Genomic DNA, 19,366 nt, shown 5'->3' with positions numbered 1-19,366 from the left:
GGCTTGCTGGCATATCGTCTCTGCCGAAAAATGCAATCTCGGTCGCCCTATAGACTGAGTTCCAGGCGGAAACGGCAAAAAGCGTTTGTTCGATTAGTCTAAAGTCCAATAGACGCATTCTACGAAAAAATTTATGGGATGCATTGGCTTACGGATTTAGATCGATCATCTGCAAGAATTACGGTCCCAATTGCACAATATTTTTATGCTTCCCGAAGAACCCCGCTTTCAACTGCGCATGTACCTCCCGCTTCAGCGGAGGTGGGGATTTAGTCCACTAACGTCCGATGCGCACCCAGCCTTCACCTCTTGCTTATGGCAGCGATTTGCTAAGAGACAAACCATATGACACCAAGACTTGGAGCCTATGTGATAGGCTTGGACCACTTGCGTGCGTTCGCAGCCGTGATGGTATTCTCTTGGCACGGTCTTCACCAGCTTGGTGTCCCATTCGGTACAGTACCAAATAGTTGGATTGCCAGCCTCATGGAAGAGGGTTGGATAGGTGTCTCCCTCTTCATAACGATAACCGGTTTCGTGTTTACGATTCAAACTCATGGCAAGAAAATCGAGTATTTCGCCTTTCTTAAAAACCGGTTTCTTCGTTTAGTGCCTTTGATATTCCTGGTCACACTCTACGCGGTGAATGTAGAAGGGAAATCCAATCAATCTCTGTTCCTATTTTTCGGGCTATTGGGAGGCGGCACCGTCTATGGGACGTGGACACTCATAGTGGAGTTCCAGTTCTACGCTGCGTATCCTTTTCTTAGAGAGCGTCTAGTGTTTGATTCGGTGACCAAAACGATCGGCTGTTGCGGATTGCTTTTGCTGTTTCTCACGGTTTTGAGGGTCGCCTGTTTCTCTACCATGGGAAGTGCTCAGAACTTGGCCTATTGGACGATATTTGGGCAGGGCGACGCATTCATAGCGGGCATACTGGCCGGATTGATGTTCCTGCATCTACGAGACCACCCGCCGCGAAGTGGAACCATAGTATATGTTACGTCCATTGCGGTTTCGTTCACTGGGATAGTCTGTGCCGCCCACTGGTTCAATGCGTTCGGAGGATTTTACAACCAGGCGTTTCATCCATCGAGATCAGTTGTATGGATCTTCTGGCCCACCATCATCGCAGTTCTCTGGGCTTCAACGCTTGTCTTTTACTGTTTGTTGACGCTTCAAAGAAGGGATCGCCTCACGAGATCGATCGCTTACTTGGGGACCATCTCATACAGCACTTACATGCTGCACTTCATAACCCTGGGTTTGTCTGACAAGGTCTATCGGAAGTTCGTCGACGTTCGCTTCTTCGATGCTGATATATGGAATAGCACCGCAATCCTCCTGCTCTTCCATTATCCAATCACCATAGCCATGAGCGCCATATCTTACGAAATTATCGAAAAAGCATTCCTACAATACCGTGTGCCTTATCTTACGGAGCGCAATCCTTCGTCAATCCAGACGGATAAGGTTAGTCCGATGGCGGTAGCGGCATGAAAACGTAACCCAGACCTAGGGACCTTGATGCAAGAGAGCAGCTCTGCTCACCAGAGTTGGTCACTGAGCGCAATGCACCTCTGCAGTACAACCCGTGTTCAGGACGGACAGACCATGCGGCACTCTATCAGCCACTCCAAATCTTCAACCCTTGAATATTGAACTTCAGGCGTATAGTTCTGTGGGTGACTACCGGAACAGACAGCGAACTCCCATCGCGTTTCGCCATGAAGCGTGCAACCATCAGGGGTGATTCGAATCTCTATCAAGTTGGCCGAACAAAACCATGGATGACAGTAACGACCTCTTTTCAGCGATCGTAAAAACTGCGCGCGAGCGGCAGGCCGCCGCCGAGCAGACGCCTCCCCGGCCGGTAGCGCCTTCGCCGAAACCTGCGACGCCGACGACTCCTGCAAGGACAGCCCGCGCCACGCCGGAGGCCAGCGGAAACTACAATGCCGCCGATATCGAGGTGCTGGAAGGGCTGGAGCCCGTTCGCCGCCGTCCCGGCATGTATATCGGCGGCACCGATGAACGTGCATTGCATCATCTCTTCGCTGAAGTCATCGACAATTCCATGGACGAGGCCGTTGCCGGTCACGCCAATTTCATCGATATCGATCTGGACCAAAACGGCTATCTGTCGGTTACGGATAATGGACGCGGCATGCCGGTCGATCCGCATCCGAAATTCAAGGACAAGTCGGCGCTGGAAGTCATCATGACGATGCTCCACGCGGGCGGCAAGTTCGACTCCAAGGTCTATGAAACCTCCGGTGGCCTGCACGGCGTCGGTGTTTCCGTGGTCAACGCGCTATCGGATCATGTCGAAGTCGAGGTCGCGCGCAATCGGCGCCTGTATCGCCAGCGCTTCTCGCGCGGCAAGGCGCTCGGGCCGCTTGAAGAGGTTGGCGAAGTACAGAATCGCCGCGGAACCCGTGTGACTTTCCACCCCGACGCCGAGATTTTCGGTCAGGGCGCCAGGTTCGATCCCGCGCGGCTTTACAAGATGGCGCGCTCGAAAGCCTATCTCTTCGGCGGTGTCGAGATCAGGTGGAATTGTGCGCCATCGCTGCTGGATCCGAAGGACCCGACGCCGGACAAGGCCGTGTTCCACTTTCCGGGCGGGTTGAAGGACTACCTTGGCGCATCGCTCGGCAAGGATTTTCAGATCACGCGCGAGATGTTCGCCGGCAAGACCGAGAAGACCAGCGGCCACGGCGCCATGGAGTGGGCTGTCGCCTGGTATGGCGGCGATGGCTTCGTCAATTCCTATTGCAACACCATCCCGACCGGTGAAGGCGGCACCCATGAGGCGGGCCTGCGCATTGCCCTCACACGCGGCCTCAAGGCCTATGCGGAACTCACCGGCAACAAGCGCGCCTCGATCATCACCACCGACGATGTGATGATCTCCGCTGCCGCCATGCTTTCGGTGTTCATCCGCGAACCGGAATTCGTCGGCCAGACCAAGGACAAGCTGGCGACTGTCGAAGCTCAGCGCATCGTTGAAAATGTCATCCGCGATCCGTTCGACCATTGGCTCGCCGCCTCGCCGCAGGAAGCATCCAAATTGCTCGACTGGGTGGTTGACCGGGCCGAGGAGCGGGTTAAACGGCGCCAGGAAAAAGAGGTCAACCGCAAGTCGGCGGTCAAGAAGCTGCGCCTGCCGGGCAAGCTTGCTGATTGCAGCCAGAGCGGTGCCCTGGGTGCCGAACTCTTCATCGTCGAAGGCGACAGCGCCGGTGGTTCGGCCAAGCAGGCACGTGACCGCGCCACACAGGCGGTGCTGCCGCTGCGCGGCAAGATATTGAATGTCGTCAGCGCGGGCCGCGAAAAGATGACGGCCAACCAGCAGATCGGCGATCTCATTTTGGCGCTGGGCTGCGGCACCCGCTCCAAATATCGCGACGAGGATTTGCGCTACGACCGGATCATCATCATGACCGATGCGGACGTGGACGGAGCCCACATCGCCTCGCTCCTCATCACCTTCTTCTATCAGGAGATGCCGGAGCTCATCCGCAACGGTCACCTCTTCCTCGGCGTCCCGCCGCTCTACCGCATCGCTCAGGGCGGCAAGGTCGCCTATGCGCGTGACGATGCGCACAAGGACGAGCTGATGAAGACAATGTTCACCGGCAAGGGCAAGATCGAAATCGGCCGGTTCAAAGGCCTCGGCGAAATGCGTGCGGACCAGCTCAAGGAAACCACGATGGACCGCAAGAAGCGCACCTTGCTGCGCGTTCAGATCGACGAGGAATGGGCCAATGAAACCAAGCTCGCCGTTGACGATCTGATGGGCACCCGCCCCGACGCGCGCTTCCGTTTCATCCAGGACCGCGCCGCATTCGTTGAGGAACTGGATATTTAGCGCCTTTCTTATCTCCCTCCTCTGTGGGGGAGAAAGGGTGTTCTTGAATTTAGTCTCTTTGCTAAATTCTTAGAAAATCCAAGAGAGGGATTGTGGTTGACTAGCAAATATCCCCTCTCTGGCGATTTCTAGCACTTAGCAAGGAGCTAAGATGCTGAAATCGCTTTCTCTCCCACAAGGGTGAGATAGGTCGAGTTCTTCATTTCTCTCCCGGAAAAAACGTGCTTGTGCATGTCATGTTCCCGCGATCCTATAAAGGAAAGCTGTATTTCCAGCTGCCGTGAACAGGAGGGCAAATCCCATGAGATTGAAATGTATCAATCCTGAGGGCATTTCCACCCCGCAGACCTACAGCCATGTCATCGTTGCCACAGGCACCAGAATGGTATTCATCGCCGGACAGGTGGCGGAGGATAGCAAGGGCAACCTTGTCGGTCGCGGCGATATGACGGCGCAAGCCCGTCAGGTATTTGCAAATATCGGGCGAGCGCTCGCCGCTGCGGGCGCAAGACCTGACCAGGTGACAAAGCTGACCATCTTCGTCGCCGACTACCGGCGCGAGCATTTGGCGATGATCGAAGAGGGCCGCGTAGCCTTGTTCGGGGACCACAAGCCGACGGACACACTGGTGGGCGGCGTCGCGGCTCTCTCCAACGCCGACTACCTTCTCGAGGTTGATGCGATCGCCGTGATGGGCTGAACTAAATCGAAAGGATTAGCCATTGAATTTTTGATGCTACAGGAGTACACCTTAGGAGCTAGGCGCGGCTCCCTCCTCCCTGAACAGCGGGCGCCTGGTTCCCCCCACTAAGCCGGACGCGAGTCCGGCTATTTTTTGTAGTATCTGCGTCTCCGGCTCGTCGTGATTTTTAACGGGGTTCGGCCTCCACGATGAAATCACTTTTCTTGAATTGAGCTGCTGGCGCGTCCGCTTGTCAAGCGTGAACGACGCGTGACGGCGCTTGCTCATATTCCACCCCCAGTTGCAAAATCCGGAAATCTTGGCCATGACCGGTTTTTCACCGGCGCTCTTTATATTTTCCGCTCCAAAAAACCGCGTTTCCGGACGCCGCTAATCGACTTGGTGTCCTTCTCAAACAAGTTTCGACCAGTTTGGAGTCAAAACGCTCCAATTCGGCTGCATTATTTCAACCGTAGGCTTCAATCTAGTTGCAGCGAGTTGAGTTCAGATATGCAATGCGTGTCCGAGCGCCTTGAGAGCGGCTTCCTGGAATCCTTCGCTCTGCGTCGGATGCGCGTGGATTGTCCCGGCGATATCTTCCAGCCGCGCACCCATTTCCAGTGCGAGGGCGAAAGACGCCGAGAGTTCGGATACGCCTTGTCCGACCGCCTGAATTCCGACGATAAGATGATTGCCGGCAGCAGCCACGACGCGGACAAAGCCCTCCTCGCCCTCCTGCGTCATGGCGCGGCCATTCGCGGCGAAGGGAAACACGCCAATTTTGATTTCATGTCCCGCCTGCTTTGCCTCTTCGGGAGAAAAGCCAACAGAAACAATCTCCGGATCGGTAAAGCACACGGCGGCGATGGCGCGTTTGTCCCAGCTGCGGTTTTCGCCGGCGATGATTTCAGCCACCATCTCGCCCTGCGCCATTGCCCGATGTGCGAGCATGGGCTCGCCTGTCACGTCGCCGATGGCAAAAACGCCGCGCATCGAGGTGCGGCACTTATCATCGATTCTAACGAACTTTCCGTCCATGTCGAGGTCGATTTCCTCAAGGCCCCAGCCGGTCGTCACCGGCTTGCGGCCGACGGTCACCAGCACCTTGTCGGCGGGGATCCTCTCGTCCCTGCCGTCAGCGGTTTCAACCAGCAGCGCGTCACCCTTGGTGCTCATGCCCCGAGCCTTGGCCCCGGTCAGTATGGTTATACCTAACTCGTTGATATGTTTAACGATTGGCCGGGTCAGCTCCGCATCATATTGCGGCAGTATCTTCGGCAACGCCTCGACGACCGTCACTTTCGAGCCAAGTTTGGCAAAGGCCGTCCCGAGTTCGAGACCGATATAGCCGCCTCCGACCACGACGAGCCTCTCCGGGATTTTTTGCAGGGCGAGCGCTTCGGTCGAGGAGATTACATTGCCGCCAAACGGCAGAGACGGAATTTCCACAGGAGTCGAACCCGTTGCTATCACTACGTTTTCTGCCCTGATGACCTGCTGGCCCGTCAGCGTCTCGACTTCAACTGTCTTGCCGTCGCGGAACCTGGCCCTGCCGGTGACGATCTTGACATTGGCCTTCTTCAAAAGTCCGGCAACGCCATTATTGAGGCGGCTCACAATGCCATCCTTCCAGGCTATGGTCTTCGAAAAATCGATCTCCGGCTCGCTCACGGATATTCCGAGAGGCGTCCGTTGCGCAGCGAAATGTTCAACCTTTTCATATTCTTGTGCTGCATGGATTAAAGCCTTGGACGGGATGCATCCCACCATCAGGCAGGTGCCACCCACCTTTGCCGCCTCGACGATAACCGTATCGATATTCAGCTGGCCGGCCCGAATGGCGCAGATATAACCGCCGGGACCAGCGCCGATGACCAGCAGTTTGCAGGAGATATCCTTCATCGCTCAACCTTCCCAGCCTCAAGCATCAACGAAAATAAGCGCTGGCGTTTCAAGCAGCGTCTTGATTCGTTGAATGAAAACAGCAGCATCCCAGCCGTCTATGACACGATGGTCGAAGCTCGACGAAAGGTTCATCATCTTGCGCGGGATGAAGTTCGTCCCGTCCCAGATCGGTCTCGTCATGATCTTGTTCACGCCAATGATCGCCACTTCCGGGTAATTGATGACCGGCGTCGTCACCACACCACCCATGCTCCCAAGCGACGTGATCGTGATGGTCGAACCGCTCAACTGCTCGCGCGTGGCCGTTCCGGTCTTCGCGGCTTCTGCCAGAAGATTGACTTCGGCAGCGCAGTCCCAGATCGTCCTCGCCTCCGCGTGCTTGACGACGGGGACCACGAGCCCGTTCGGCGTTTGTGCTGCGATACCGATGTGGACGCCACCATGTTGATGGATAACATTGGCCTCGTCATCGTAAAGCGCGTTGAGCTGCGGCTGATCGGCAATCGCACGAACCATTGCTCTCATCAGGAACGGCAATATGGTCAGTTTTGGCTGGTCGGGGCGCTTGTTGGAATTCAAAGTGGACCGCAACTCCTCCATCGAGGTGACGTCGATTTCCTCGACATACGTGATGTGCGGGATATGCGACTTGGCGATCGCCATCTTCTCCGCAATCTTGCGGCGCAGACCCACAACCTTGATTTCCTTGACAGAATTGTCCGGTGCTAGCGCCGCAGCGCCAGGTTTTTGCGAGCCGCGCGCAAAATAGGCTTCAAGGTCTTCATGGGTGATGCGGCCCGCGGGACCAGTGCCGCCAACCTGCCGCAGGTCCACTCCGGCCTCCTTCGCACGCAGCCTGACAGCGGGCGATGCCAGGGGCTTTTCGCCCTCACCGCGCGGCGCGTTGGCGCTAAAGGTGCTCGGTGCGGTGGGACCTTTTCGCGCTGCCGGAGCGGATACCGGTTTAGGTTTATCCTCGGCAGCTTTCGGCGCTTGTACCTTCTGATCTACAGCGGGAGTCGGCGCCTCGGCTTTGACTGGTTTGGCTGGCGCGGCGTCGGCAACGTGGCCCTCACCTTCGATCTTCAGCCTGACCAGCGGTGATCCAATGGCAAGGACTTGGCCGATTTCGCCTCCGAGCCAGATGATCTCGCCATCCACCGGTGATGGGATCTCGACTGTCGCCTTGTCGGTCATCACGGCGGCAAGGACGGTATCCTCGCGCACCAGGTCGCCGATTTTCACATTCCATTCAACGAGTTCCGCTTCCGCAACGCCTTCACCGACATCCGGCAACTTGATGATATACTCACCCATAGCCTATCCCTCCAGCGTTTCGACAAGCGCGCGTCCGAGACGGACCGGTCCTGGGAAATAATCCCACTCCTGTGCATGCGGATAGGGCGTGTCCCACCCGGTCACCCGTGCTACCGGCGCTTCCAGCTTGTAGAAACAATGTTCCTGGACCAGCGCGGCGAGCTCCGCACCAAACCCCGAAGTCAGTGTTGCCTCATGTACCACGACGCACCTCCCTGTCTTGGAGACGGACTCGATAATGGTCTCGAGATCCAGCGGCAAAAGCGTGCGCAGGTCGATGATCTCCGCATCGATGCTCTGTTCCTCTGCGGCGGCCTGCGCCACGTAAACCATTGTGCCATAAGCAAGAATTGTCAGTTGGGAGCCTTCGCGGCGCTTGATCGCCTTTCCGAGCGGCACGGTGTAATGACCGTCCGGTACCTCGCCGAGCTCGTGCTTCGACCATGGCGTGACCGGCCTGTCGTAATGACCATCGAAAGGGCCGTTATAGAGACGCTTCGGCTCCAGGAATATCACCGGGTCGGGATCCTCGATCGCCGCGATCAACAGACCCTTGGCGTCATGAGGATTTGAAGGAACAACGACTTTCAGCCCCGAAACATGCGTGAACAGTGCTTCCGGGCTCTGGCTGTGGGTTTGTCCACCGAAAATCCCGCCGCCAACCGGCATTCTCATAACGACGGGGCAGGTAAAGTCGCCGTTTGACCGGTAACGCAGGCGTGCGGCCTCGGAGACAATCTGGTCATAGGCAGGATAGACGTAATCGGCGAACTGGATTTCGACGCAGGGTCTGAGGCCATAGGCCGCCATGCCGATTGCGGCACCGACGATCCCGGCTTCACTGATCGGCGCGTCGAAGCATCGCGTTTTGCCATACTTGGCCTGCAGCCCTTGCGTACAGCGAAACACGCCGCCGAAAAAGCCCACATCTTCACCGAACACGACAACGTTGTCGTCGCGTTCCATCATGATGTCCATCGCATCGCGAATGGCTTCGATCATCGTCTTGCGTGACATGGATCAGACCCCCGCCTGCTGGCGCTGGCGACGCAGATGCGGCGGCATTTCCTCGTAGACACCCTCGAACATATCGCGAGCGGACGGCTTGCCTCCGGCATGCAATGTACCGAAGCTTTCAGCCTCCTTTTGCGCAGCAACCACGGTGTCGAGAATCTCGGCCTCGGTCTGCTTGTGACGATCATCCGTCCAGACACCGCGCCCGATCAAATGGTTCTTCAATCGGATGACAGGATCACCCAGCGGCCATGCATCGGATTCTGTTTTGGGCCTATATGCGGAGGGATCATCGGACGTGGAATGCGCACCGGCACGGTACGTGACATATTCGATCAGCGTCGGACCGAGGTTGCGCCTCGCGCGCTCGGTTGCCCATTTCGCCACCGCGTATACGGCCAGATAGTCATTACCGTCGACACGAAGTGCGGGTATGCCGAAGCCCAGTCCTCGCGCCGCGAATGTGCCAGATCCGCCGCGTGCAATGCCCTGAAACGTGGAAATCGCCCACTGATTATTGACGATGTTCAGCACTACCGGTGCCTTATAAGTCGATGCGAAGACAAGCGACGCATGAAAGTCCGATTCAGCAGTGGAGCCGTCGCCGATCCATGCAGCAGCGATCTTGTTGTCCTGCTTGATGGCCGAAGCCATCGCCCAGCCCACTGCCTGGATATACTGCGTCGCCAGATTGCCTGAGATGGAGAAGAAACCGTGCTCTTTCGACGAATACATGATCGGCAGCTGGCGCCCTTTGAGTGGATCGCGTTCATTCGAATAGATCTGGCACATCATCTCGACCATCGGATAATCATCCGCAATCAAAAGACCTGCCTGTCGATAGGTCGGGAAATTCATATCGCCCGGTGACAGCGCCTTGCGGAAAGCACAGCTGACCGCCTCCTCGCCGAGATGCTGCATGTAGAATGAGGTTTTCCCCTGCCGCTGGGCAATCTGCATGCGCGCGTCGAAGGTTCTCAGCAGCATCATATGACGAAGCCCCTCGATAAGCTGAGCGTCGGTCAACAGACCCGCCCAAGGTCCAACAGCTTCGCCGTCGCGGTTCAGAACGCGGATGATCGAGAATGCGAGATCGCGTATGTCCTCGGGATTGGCGTCTACTTCCGGACGTCGTATCGCGCCGGCCTCGTCGATCTCGACGTTGGAAAAATCCGGCGAGCCGCCAGGCCGCACGGCCGGTTCGGGCACATGCAGGCTAAGGGGACCGAATTCGCCGGGGGAACCATTGTCGGACATTTATACTGACCTCCCAATCACGCATACGTGCCGCACACTATCACGAAATCTCACGCCAGTAGCACTGGCTTTTGTGAGGAATTCCGTATGGTTACCATGCTTTTCTGACGAGATTATCTGCGTAACACCATGAACTTGTTGAAAGTTCCGGTGAATACCTGGTCGGAGCACCAGGCAGGCGAAAAGAAAAAAGCAATTTTTGGCCGCCACGCCACCGGCGTACGCACCTATTCATTCATAGGCTGAAACGTTTTTGTAATCAATGTTCACTTTTGGAGCCCTCAACCTCAGGCCGCGGCAATTGCCAATGCGTGATCGCGGGCGCTTTCGCGAATTGCCTCTTGATGGATTCGCCTTAGCAGCGAAAGCAGATCGTCGTTCGCCGCAGCAGGAACAGTCGCAGCGCTATCCGGCGTGACCTGCTCGATCATCCTTCGTATGATTTCCTGCTGGCCCATCACCAGCTTGCCGGTCGCGATGCCGCGCCACGACTGGAGTGCCACTCGCAATGGCTGATGGGTCCCTTCAGGAAGGCCGGCGGCGTTGAACAGGGCGCGCAATGCGACAGTACCTCCATCGATCAAAAGGCCCCGCACCCGGACCAGGCTATAACCGGAGAGCGCAACGAGAATTGCACCGAAGAAATCAATCTTCCCGCCGGCGACGACGCGGATCACGAATGCAGTTGTAAGATCGCCGCGCAACTGAAGGTGCTCGACCAGCGCGGGATATTCCTCGGTGGGTGTCGCCGCCACCAGGCTGATCGATGCTCTGACACAGGCTTCATGGGTGACACGGGCTGCCCGCCGCTCACCCATCAATGCCGTGACTATATCCATCCGGCACAAGGCCTCTGCGATGCACATTGCCAGTGCATGGCGGCAATCGGCAGGGAGCCGTTCGTCATCGACGAGGAAAGCGCGTATATCGGCCACGTGGCCAAACCGTTCAATCAGGCGCCGAAAACTGACGGTGGCAATCTGCGCCTGCGTATTGGCCAGGAGTTCCAATACGGCGACAGTCTCTCCGATCTCTATGATTGCGGCACTGACGGCGAATGAAACCCTTGCCCTCGCCGCTATGACCTTCTGGGCATCGCCGCTTCCGCCAGCAACGCAATCGACGAGATCGGTATCACTCAGAAGTACCGATCGTGCGAGGACGTAGGTTGCGATTTCGATCTGGTCCCGCGCAAGCGCCGCAACGATATGCATCGGTGCATGGGCACTGGTGGAAAATACATCCGCCAAAGCCAGGCGCACTTTCGGCGAAGGATCGTCGAGAAGCAGAGTGAGCACTGCCTCGGTAGAGCGACGCTCATCCGCGTCGAGGTCGGAATGGAGATAGATGTGAGCTAAGGCGGCCGCTGCATGGCAACGCTGGGCAACCGAAACATTATCGATCATTTTCAGATAGTGCTGAACCGACATTTATCTTTAGCCCCCGCAGTCTTTGTTATCTTAGACTTTAGTCGCGAAAGGTTTACGAACGGTTCACCATATCGATTAACCATGTGGGATTAAGGATCACGCGTGTTGCGATCGGCACAAAGCCGACCTAGACTCTCGCAAATCATCAAGGAGACGCGAACGATCATGGCCGGGCTGTATCTGGAGGATTTTGAGATCGGACATGTATTCCAGCACGCGCTGCGCAAGACGGTAACCGAGAGCGACAACATGTTATTTTCGGTCATGACCCTCAATCCGCAGCCGCTGCATATCGACTTTGACTATGCGAGCAAGACGGAATGGGGCCGGCCTCTCGTCAATTCACTGTTTACTCTGGGCCTGATGATTGGCATCTCGGTCAATGACACGACAGTCGGCACGACGATTGCCAACCTCGGCATGAGCGATGTTACGTTCCCTGCTCCGCTTTTCCATGGAGATACGGTGCGGGTTGAAACGCAGGTCATCTCGGCACGCAAATCGAAGTCCAAGACAGATCGGGGCATTGTGGAACTCGAGCATCGGGCCTTCAATCAGTTTGGCGTGCTTGTCGCCAAATGCACAAGACAGGCCATGATGAAATCGAAGGCGGCTGCCTGATGCGCTCCCTCCTGTTCGTTCCGGGCGATTCGGAAAGGAAGCTGGAAAAGGGGCTTGTCAGCGGCGCCGACGTTCTTCTGATCGATCTCGAGGATTCCGTGAGTGGAGAGCGCAAGGCGACTGCTCGAAAGATCACCGCTGAATTCTTGAACGCACATCGAGGCCAGCCCTCGCCGCGGCTGTTCGTCCGGATCAACGATCTTGCCAGCGGCATGGCGGATGACGATCTAGGCGCGATCATGCCGTCCCTCCCCCGCGGCATACTCCTGCCGAAGTCCAATGGCGGCAAGGACGTAACCCGCATCTCCGCCAAGCTGAATGTGCACGAAGCCGACGCCGGCATCGGGGAAGGATCGACAGAAGTAATCGCCATTATCACTGAAACCGCAATCGGAACACTCTCGGCTGCAAGTTATCCCGGCTCATCGAAGCGGCGCCTGACCGGCTTGAGCTGGGGCGCGGAAGATCTCTCCGCAGCCATCGGTGCCCGCACCGCGCGCGATGAGTCCGGGCGATATACCGACGTGTTCCGGCTGGCACGCGCTGTGACGATCCTCGGCGCGTCAGCGGCGGATGTTGCCGCAATCGACACGGTCTTCATCAATTATCGCGACGATGATGGCCTCGCGCGTGAATGCGCCGAAGCCGAACGGGACGGATTTACTGCAAAGCTTGCCATTCATCCGGCGCAGGTTCCGATCATCAATCAAGCCTTCACGCCTTCGGCGGAGGCAATCGCCCATGCCCGCAAAATCATCGACGCGTTCGACGCTGATCCGGCTGCCGGCGTGATTGGCATCGATGGGCAAATGGTCGACCGCCCGCATTTGCGAAGGGCCGAGCGGCTCATAGCTCGTTCAACCCGCTGATACGTCCCATCTTGGGCGAAACATCTGGAACGTCTCCGAAACCGAAGCGAAATCCATGTATCCGAGGCGCGATACCGGTTGTGCCTTGGTCATGTCGACGAGACCGTCAGTCAAAATTTCCTCGCTGATATGCACGCCCACGACTTCTCCGGTGACCATGATTGCAGCGACCGCGTTGCCGTGACGATCTTTTGGGCTTCGGATTTCCGTGACGATGCATTCGAGCGTGGAGAAGGCCTCGGCCACGCGCGGCGCATTGATCATTGTGCAGTCGGCGGCTGTCAGTCCGGAATATTCAAACTCGCTGATGCCGCGTGGCGCGGTGACCGACGTCGCATTCATCGCGACCGCGAGATTCGCGCTGACAAGATTGGCAGCAAATTCGCCAGTCTCCTCGATAAAGGAGACACTGTCCTTGCTACCTTCGGAGCAAAACATGATGAGGCAAGGTCTCGTGCTGATCATGTTGAAAAACGAGTAAGGTGCGAGATTCACCGACCCGTCTTTCGAACGGCTGGAAATCCATCCGATCGGGCGAGGTGCAACAATAGCCTTCAGCGGATCGTGCGGCAGGCCGTGGCCATCCTCATATTTGTAAAACATTTCAGCCTTTCCAAGGCCCAGAATATTCCGAAAGTATGTCCTTGATTTCCGGTCGTGGGCGCTCGGGGACCTTTTGGGCGCAAGTCCCGATGTGCACGAACCCCGTTACACGCTCGTGCGGAGCAAGACCAAGCAATGCGCGGCCTTTTTCATCGGAAGCATACCAGTTGCTGATCCAGTTGGTGGCATAGCCGAGCGCATTGGCCGCGAGCGAAAGCTTCATCGCGGCTGCTCCCGACGACAAGAATTGCTCCCACTCCGGAATGTGATGCTCGACCGGCGAGAAAACCACGCCGATGACCAATGGTGCGCGGGCAAAGCGCTTCAGTTCCTGATCGCGTCGCTGCTCGGTCAATGGCCCCTCGCGTTCCTCCGCGAGATCGGCAAGATATCTGCCAACCTCCACCCGCGCTTCTCCCCGGTAAAGGATAAAGCGCCAGGGTGTCAGGCGGCCGTGGTCGGGGACGCGTGAAGCTATGCGGATCATCGTCTGGATCTCGTCGTCAGATGGCGCTGGAAGCCCGATGGCCGAAATGGGCGTCGAACTGCGGGTTGACAGAAATTCGATGACGGAATTGGGCGCAGATATATCCATGTTATAAAACGGCGATCCTGATTTAGAGCGAGACGCGCGGACAATGTGGTGGTTTCGTCCATCAAGTAAAGATGGCGGAGCGAGAAAAGCCTTGAAATTGCCACCGCCTTCGGTTCAAACCGTTTCATGGGCGTATTCCAATTCATTTCATCAGGCGGCCGGTGCGTTCGATATGTGCCGTTGATTGTCGTAGCGGCGTATGTCGGCATATCTGGCGCCAGTGCACAGACGCTCGCTCCGAATCTACCCGACACCCCTACTCTTGATATCCCCAATATTCCAAACCTCAAGGAATATGCCAATCCGAAGGCGCCGGAGAACAATCCATTCGCCAATGAACCGGAACTGGTCCTTTCCGCAAAGTTATCCGAAGAGGGGCAAGCGATTCCTCGCGGCCTCGTTTGGCGCGTATTCTCACCTGAAGCCGGAGATGACGGCAAGCTGGCCTTGCTTGCAACCGCCAAAGGCGGGACGACGTCATTCCACCTCGCACCCGGCAGTTACCTTGTGCACGTGGCATTCGGACGTGCAGGCGCGACGAAGCGTATTACCATGACGCGTGCCAAACGCTCGGAATCGATGATACTCGATGCAGGCGGCGTGAAGCTCAATGCAGTACTCTCGGGCGGCGGGCGAATACCGCCCGATCAACTGCGGTTCGCAATCTATGAGGATCATGCGGACGCAAGTGGAGAAGGCCCCCTCATCATACCGGACGTCAAGCCGGACAGCGTGGTGCGTCTCAATACAGGCACCTACCAGATCGTCTCCAACTACGGCACCGCCAATGCCGTTATCCGCGCGGATATTCGTGTCGAGGCCGGCAAGATCACGGAAGCCAGCGTCGAGCATCGCGCGGCGTTGATCACGATGAAACTGGTGCGCGAGTCGGGCGGCGAAGCACTGGCCGACACTGCCTGGTCGGTGCTGAATACCTCGGGTGATATTGTCCGGGAAAGCGTGGGGGCTTTTGCATCGATGGTTCTGGCAGAAGGCGAGTATGATGTTATCGCCAAGAACAAGGACCGAATCTATCAACGCGACTTCAAGGTTGTGGCAGGACGCAACGAGGACGTCGAGGTTGTCGCGTCGGAATCGGCAAGCACCCCCGCCGCCACCAAACAGCCGGCTGACGGCGAAGAGCCTCTCGACTAGGGGTGCTCCAACGAAAACACCGCTGCGTGTAGATGTTCCAGCAATTGCTTGCGGTCGTCCATCTGCTTCAATTCTTCCCATTCGATGACGCGGCCGATGCGCACATTGATGGCCTTGCCTGACAGCCGCCGGAATTCGCGGATCAACAACGAGATTCGCAGCGTCATCGATATCTTGCTGGCGAGATGGAAGAAGCGTCCATTCTGACCGCTGAAATAGACCGGAATAACGGAGGCCTTGGCTTGTTGTACCAGCTTGGCCGGGAAAATCTTCCAGGGAAGATCCTCGGCGCGGCCGAAACCCTTTGGAGCTGTCGCGACGCCTCCGGCCGGGAACACGACGATCGTCACACCCTGTTTCAGCAGCCGCACGGCCTCGTGGCGCGTCGCCATGTTCATGGCAACCGCTTCCTTGGTTTCGTCAAAACAGACGGGGAGCGCATAGGGGCGGATTTCCGGTACCTTCATCAGATCATTGTTGATGAGGACGCGAAACGGCCGGCCGAGTTGTTCCGCCAAAGCCAGCGATGCGATGCCATCGCCAATTCCGAAAGGATGATTTGCAATGATCACCAATGGCGTATCGGGCAGATTTTGCGGTGGCCACTGATCCTGAACGTCGAGGCGAATATTGATCAGGTCCATCATGCGGCAGAATACATCGATACCGGCAGGGACGATATCCTTGCGCCACGTATTATAAAGTTGCGCGTAGTAGCTGCGGCCCGACAAGCCTTCGATTGAGCGGATGAGCCATTGGGTCAGGCGGGTCTGCGTGTCGTTGGCATAGGAGAGTTCTGGAAACTGCACGTTGGATCCCGCAAAAATTAGTCGTGTAAGCCGGCCTGGATTTTCCCAGCACTATATGACAGCGTGATGAAGCCACCACGCTGTCACAATTTAAGCTGCCATGGGCTTATTCAGCGGCCGAACGCAGCAAATCCGGCGGCGTCGCTTCAGCCTTCAGCTGCTGGATCGCTTCGTCCAGCGTCAATGAGGTCTGGTTCTGCGAACCAAGACGCCGCATGTTGACGGAACGCTCCTCGGCCTCACGCATGCCGCAGACGAGAATCACCGGTACCTTCTGCAATGAATGCTCGCGCACCTTGTAGTTGATCTTCTCGTTACGGAAGTCAGTGGTAACCTGCAGGCCGGCGGCCTTGAGTTCCTTGGCGACCTGCTTGCCATATTCATCGGCCTCAGAGGTGATCGTCGCAACGACAACCTGGACAGGAGCAAACCACAGCGGCATGTGACCGGCATAGTTCTCGATAAGGATTCCCAAAAAGCGCTCCATCGAACCGCAGATCGCGCGATGGATCATCACCGGCTGCTTCTTTTCCGATGTGGAGTCGATGTAGAAGGCGCCGAACCGCTCCGGCAGGTTGAAGTCGACCTGCGTCGTACCGCATTGCCAGTCGCGGCCGATCGCATCGCGCAGCACATATTCGAACTTCGGACCGTAGAATGCGCCCTCACCCGGACTGATCGACGTTTTGATCTTGCCGCCCGACTGTTGCTCGATCGTCTTGAGCACCTGGCCCATCACCTCTTCGGCACGATCCCACAACTCATCCGAACCGACACGTTTGTCTGGACGCGTCGAGAGCTTGACCGTGATGCCTTCGAAACCGAAGTCGGCATAGGTCGTGAGAATGAGATCGTTGATCCGCAGGCATTCCGCAGCCATCTGCTCGTCCGTGCAGAAGATGTGCGCATCGTCCTGAGTGAAGCCACGGACACGCATCAATCCATGCAGCGCGCCCGATGGCTCATAACGATGCACATTGCCGAATTCCGCGAGCTTTACCGGCAGATCCCGGTAGGATTTCAGACCATGTTTGAAGATCATGACGTGACCGGGGCAGTTCATCGGCTTCAATGCGAATACGCGCTCGTCGTCCGTTTCATCTCCGGCGACGGTGACCTTGAACATGTTGTCCCGGTACCAGCCCCAATGACCGGAAGTCTCCCACAGCGATTTGTCGAGGACCTGCGGCGCGTTGACTTCGCTATAGCCATGACTGTCGAGCCGACGCCGCATATAGCTGACGAGGCTCTGGAACATCTTCCAGCCTTTTGGATGCCAGAAGACGACCCCGGGCCCTTCTTCCTGGAAGTGAAAAAGATCCATTTCACGGCCAAGACGGCGGTGGTCGCGCTTCTCCGCCTCTTCGAGCATATGGATGTAGGAATTCAGATCCGCGTCATTGGCGAATGCCGTTCCATAGATGCGGCTCAGCATCGGATTGTTACTGTCACCGCGCCAATAGGCACCAGCAACCTTCAACAGCTTGAAGGCATTTCCGATCTGACCCGTCGAAACCATATGCGGTCCACGGCACAAATCGTACCAATCGCCCTGCGCATAGATCTTCAGATCCTGACCCTCGGGAATGGCATCCACGAGTTCGACCTTGTAGGTTTCGCCCTTCTCGGCGAAAATCTTGCGTGCCTTTTCGCGCGGCCAGACTTCCTTGCTGAACGGCTTGTTGCGGGCGATGATCTCCCGCATCTTCTTCTCGATCACTGGCAGATCGTCCGGCGTGAATGGCTCGTTCTTGGCGAAATCATAGTAGAAGCCATTCTCGATGACCGGCCCGATCGTGACCTGCGTCCCTGGAAAAAGTTCCTGAACGGCTTCAGCCAGAACGTGAGCGCAGTCATGCCTGATCAATTCCAGCGCGCGTGGATCGTCGCGGGTCAGTATTTCGATAGAGCCTGAATTCTGCAACGGATCGGACAGATCACGCACGGTGCCATCAACCGCATAGGCGACGGCCTTCTTGGCAAGCGATTTCGATATGGACTCTGCAAGTTCCGCGCCGGTGACCGCGGCGTCATACTCGCGTTTGGAGCCATCGGGGAATTGCATGGATACAGTCTTGGCAACTGTTTGTGACATCGATTTCTCCTATCCAGTCCCGCCAACGATCGCGGGTGGTCTAGCCGGAACCGCTCCGGCGGGCGCACTTCTAAATGCTGTTTCGCCTGGCGTAAAGGCCCATAGCGTGGCGAAATACATCAAGACCGGGGGTGATGAAGGCGCCAATAGCGCCATGGCATGTACCAGACGAAGCGGCTGTCCAGCGCCGTTGGCACAGGGTCCAGACCGTGGGTGCCGCCGGGCCCGCAACGGACAAACCGGAATATTCCCATCCACGTTCCGGTCCACAGGCCATGCCGGGCGACGGATTCATACGTGTATTCCGAGCAGGTTGGAATATGGCGGCAGGAATTACCAATGAAACCGGACAAGGTCAGTTGATATAGCCGGATCAGTCCGGTCCCCAACAATCGTCCCGGCGTTTTCGGCCATTTTCCTTGCCAGTTACGCGAATATTTCCGCGGCGAATTATCGGCTGGTGGCTCATACATCGCTCAGGCCGCAGCTTCGGCGCTTTTCTTCTCGATCTGATCGAGGCAATCCACCACCGCATCGAAGGTCAGCATGGTGGAGTTGTGGCGCGCCTTGTAGTCGCGCACGGGCTCGAGGAACTTCAGGTCCTCGAACCTGCCCTCGGGCGGAGCTCCGTTTTCCTTCAGCATCTTGAACATCACGTTGCGAACGTCGCGCAACTCCTGCGCGGATGCTCCGATGACATGCCGAGCCATGATCGAGGACGAAGCCTGGCCCAAAGCACATGCTTTGACGTCATGAGCAAAATCGGAAACGACGCCGTTCTCCATCCTCAAGTCGACTGTGACAGTGGAGCCGCACAGCTTGGAATGTGCTGTTGCTGTCGCCTCCGGTCGTTCCAGACGGCCGAGCCGCTGTATATTGCCGGCGAAATCCAGAATTCGTGCATTGTAGACGTCGTTGATCATGCTCGCCCATTCCCCGACACACTGTTCATCGCAAACGCGTCATTATGCATCGCTTTGACCCTATGAATCCTGCATTCGTTATCTATATAGTATTGGAGCACACAAGCACAAAGTCGTACGACTAAATTTCTACGGCTGGTTGCTGTGTCGATTGGGCAGCGAATGCTATCTTGCCCGAAATTCAATACACCGTCCGTTCCAGTGGAGCGACTATCGT

At 56.9% G+C, this 19,366-nt stretch carries 17 protein-coding genes; 6 read left to right on the top strand and 11 right to left on the bottom strand.

Going from position 1 to position 19,366, the window contains the following annotated elements; genetic code table 11:
* Window positions 1-345: 345 nt before the first annotated feature.
* From CU100_RS10550 to CU100_RS10540, 3 genes are all read left to right on the top strand, one after another.
* On the top strand, window positions 346-1,500 hold the full coding sequence (locus CU100_RS10550; RefSeq protein WP_106716539.1) for an acyltransferase family protein: 1,155 nt from the start codon (window positions 346-348) through the stop codon (window positions 1,498-1,500).
* A 286-nt stretch (window positions 1,501-1,786) separates the two neighbouring features.
* Entirely contained in the window at window positions 1,787-3,874 is a 2,088-nt protein-coding gene (gene parE, locus CU100_RS10545; protein WP_106716538.1) for a DNA topoisomerase IV subunit B, read from the top strand.
* 301 nt (window positions 3,875-4,175) lie between these two features.
* Entirely contained in the window at window positions 4,176-4,574 is a 399-nt protein-coding gene (locus CU100_RS10540; RefSeq protein ID WP_106716537.1) for a RidA family protein, read from the top strand.
* Between the two features lie 486 nt (window positions 4,575-5,060).
* Here the strand turns inward: CU100_RS10540 and lpdA are convergent, their stop codons facing one another.
* The 5 genes from lpdA to CU100_RS10510 all read right to left on the bottom strand — a co-directional run bounded on the left by lpdA (window position 5,061) and on the right by CU100_RS10510 (window position 11,479).
* The gene (gene lpdA, locus CU100_RS10530) at window positions 5,061-6,458 is read right to left on the bottom strand and encodes a dihydrolipoyl dehydrogenase (protein WP_106716535.1); all 1,398 of its coding nucleotides are present in this window, start codon (window positions 6,456-6,458) and stop codon (window positions 5,061-5,063) included.
* Between the two features lie 18 nt (window positions 6,459-6,476).
* A complete protein-coding gene (locus CU100_RS10525) occupies window positions 6,477-7,778 on the bottom strand; it encodes a dihydrolipoamide acetyltransferase family protein (protein WP_106716534.1) in 1,302 nt (433 codons plus the stop codon).
* Window positions 7,779-7,781: 3 nt separating this feature from the next.
* Window positions 7,782-8,795, bottom strand: a complete 1,014-nt coding sequence (locus tag CU100_RS10520; RefSeq protein ID WP_106716533.1) for an alpha-ketoacid dehydrogenase subunit beta — start codon at window positions 8,793-8,795, stop codon at window positions 7,782-7,784.
* A 3-nt stretch (window positions 8,796-8,798) separates the two neighbouring features.
* The gene (locus CU100_RS10515) at window positions 8,799-10,049 is read right to left on the bottom strand and encodes a 3-methyl-2-oxobutanoate dehydrogenase (2-methylpropanoyl-transferring) subunit alpha (protein ID WP_106716532.1); all 1,251 of its coding nucleotides are present in this window, start codon (window positions 10,047-10,049) and stop codon (window positions 8,799-8,801) included.
* Between the two features lie 287 nt (window positions 10,050-10,336).
* On the bottom strand, window positions 10,337-11,479 hold the full coding sequence (locus tag CU100_RS10510; protein ID WP_106716531.1) for a DUF2336 domain-containing protein: 1,143 nt from the start codon (window positions 11,477-11,479) through the stop codon (window positions 10,337-10,339).
* A 144-nt stretch (window positions 11,480-11,623) separates the two neighbouring features.
* On the opposite strand from CU100_RS10510, the gene CU100_RS10505 reads away from it, so the two are divergent.
* Together CU100_RS10505 and CU100_RS10500 are read left to right on the top strand one after the other, a co-directional pair.
* Window positions 11,624-12,100 carry a MaoC family dehydratase gene (locus CU100_RS10505; RefSeq protein ID WP_342588308.1) on the top strand — a complete coding sequence of 159 codons (477 nt, stop codon included), beginning with the start codon at window positions 11,624-11,626 and terminating at the stop codon, window positions 12,098-12,100.
* Complete coding sequence (locus CU100_RS10500) at window positions 12,100-12,969, top strand: HpcH/HpaI aldolase/citrate lyase family protein (RefSeq protein ID WP_106716529.1); 870 nt, start codon at window positions 12,100-12,102, stop codon at window positions 12,967-12,969. Before CU100_RS10505 ends, CU100_RS10500 begins: the two co-directional genes overlap by 1 nt.
* Here CU100_RS10500 and CU100_RS10495 read toward each other — a convergent pair.
* Together CU100_RS10495 and CU100_RS10490 are read right to left on the bottom strand one after the other, a co-directional pair.
* Window positions 12,958-13,572: a flavin reductase family protein gene (locus CU100_RS10495; RefSeq protein ID WP_106716528.1), complete on the bottom strand. Its 615-nt coding sequence runs from the start codon at window positions 13,570-13,572 to the stop codon at window positions 12,958-12,960. The two genes, CU100_RS10500 and CU100_RS10495, sit on opposite strands and share 12 nt — an antisense overlap.
* 1 nt (window position 13,573) lies before the next feature.
* Entirely contained in the window at window positions 13,574-14,167 is a 594-nt protein-coding gene (locus tag CU100_RS10490) for a nitroreductase family protein (RefSeq protein ID WP_106716527.1), read from the bottom strand.
* Between the two features lie 126 nt (window positions 14,168-14,293).
* Between CU100_RS10490 and CU100_RS10485 the strand changes: the two genes are divergently transcribed.
* Window positions 14,294-15,322, top strand: coding sequence for a hypothetical protein (locus CU100_RS10485; protein WP_106716526.1), 1,029 nt, complete (start codon window positions 14,294-14,296; stop codon window positions 15,320-15,322).
* Here CU100_RS10485 and CU100_RS10480 read toward each other — a convergent pair.
* The 4 genes from CU100_RS10480 to CU100_RS10465 form a co-directional block, all read right to left on the bottom strand.
* Window positions 15,319-16,131, bottom strand: a complete 813-nt coding sequence (locus tag CU100_RS10480; protein WP_106716525.1) for a lysophospholipid acyltransferase family protein — start codon at window positions 16,129-16,131, stop codon at window positions 15,319-15,321. The two genes, CU100_RS10485 and CU100_RS10480, sit on opposite strands and share 4 nt — an antisense overlap.
* Window positions 16,132-16,237: 106 nt before the next feature.
* Window positions 16,238-18,226 (bottom strand): threonine--tRNA ligase, encoded by a 1,989-nt coding sequence (gene thrS / locus CU100_RS10475; protein ID WP_106716524.1) that lies wholly within the window; start codon window positions 18,224-18,226, stop codon window positions 16,238-16,240.
* Between the two features lie 119 nt (window positions 18,227-18,345).
* Window positions 18,346-18,699, bottom strand: a complete 354-nt coding sequence (gene yidD / locus CU100_RS10470) for a membrane protein insertion efficiency factor YidD (protein ID WP_106716523.1) — start codon at window positions 18,697-18,699, stop codon at window positions 18,346-18,348.
* 3 nt (window positions 18,700-18,702) lie between these two features.
* A complete protein-coding gene (locus tag CU100_RS10465; protein ID WP_106716522.1) occupies window positions 18,703-19,149 on the bottom strand; it encodes an iron-sulfur cluster assembly scaffold protein in 447 nt (148 codons plus the stop codon).
* Window positions 19,150-19,366: the final 217 nt, after the last annotated feature.

The organism is Phyllobacterium endophyticum (assembly GCF_003010935.1).
In the GTDB taxonomy this organism is placed as follows: Bacteria; Pseudomonadota; Alphaproteobacteria; order Rhizobiales; family Rhizobiaceae; genus Phyllobacterium; species Phyllobacterium endophyticum.
Note: the sequence above shows the minus strand (reverse complement) of the source record. Positions and strands in the feature narration are given on the sequence as shown.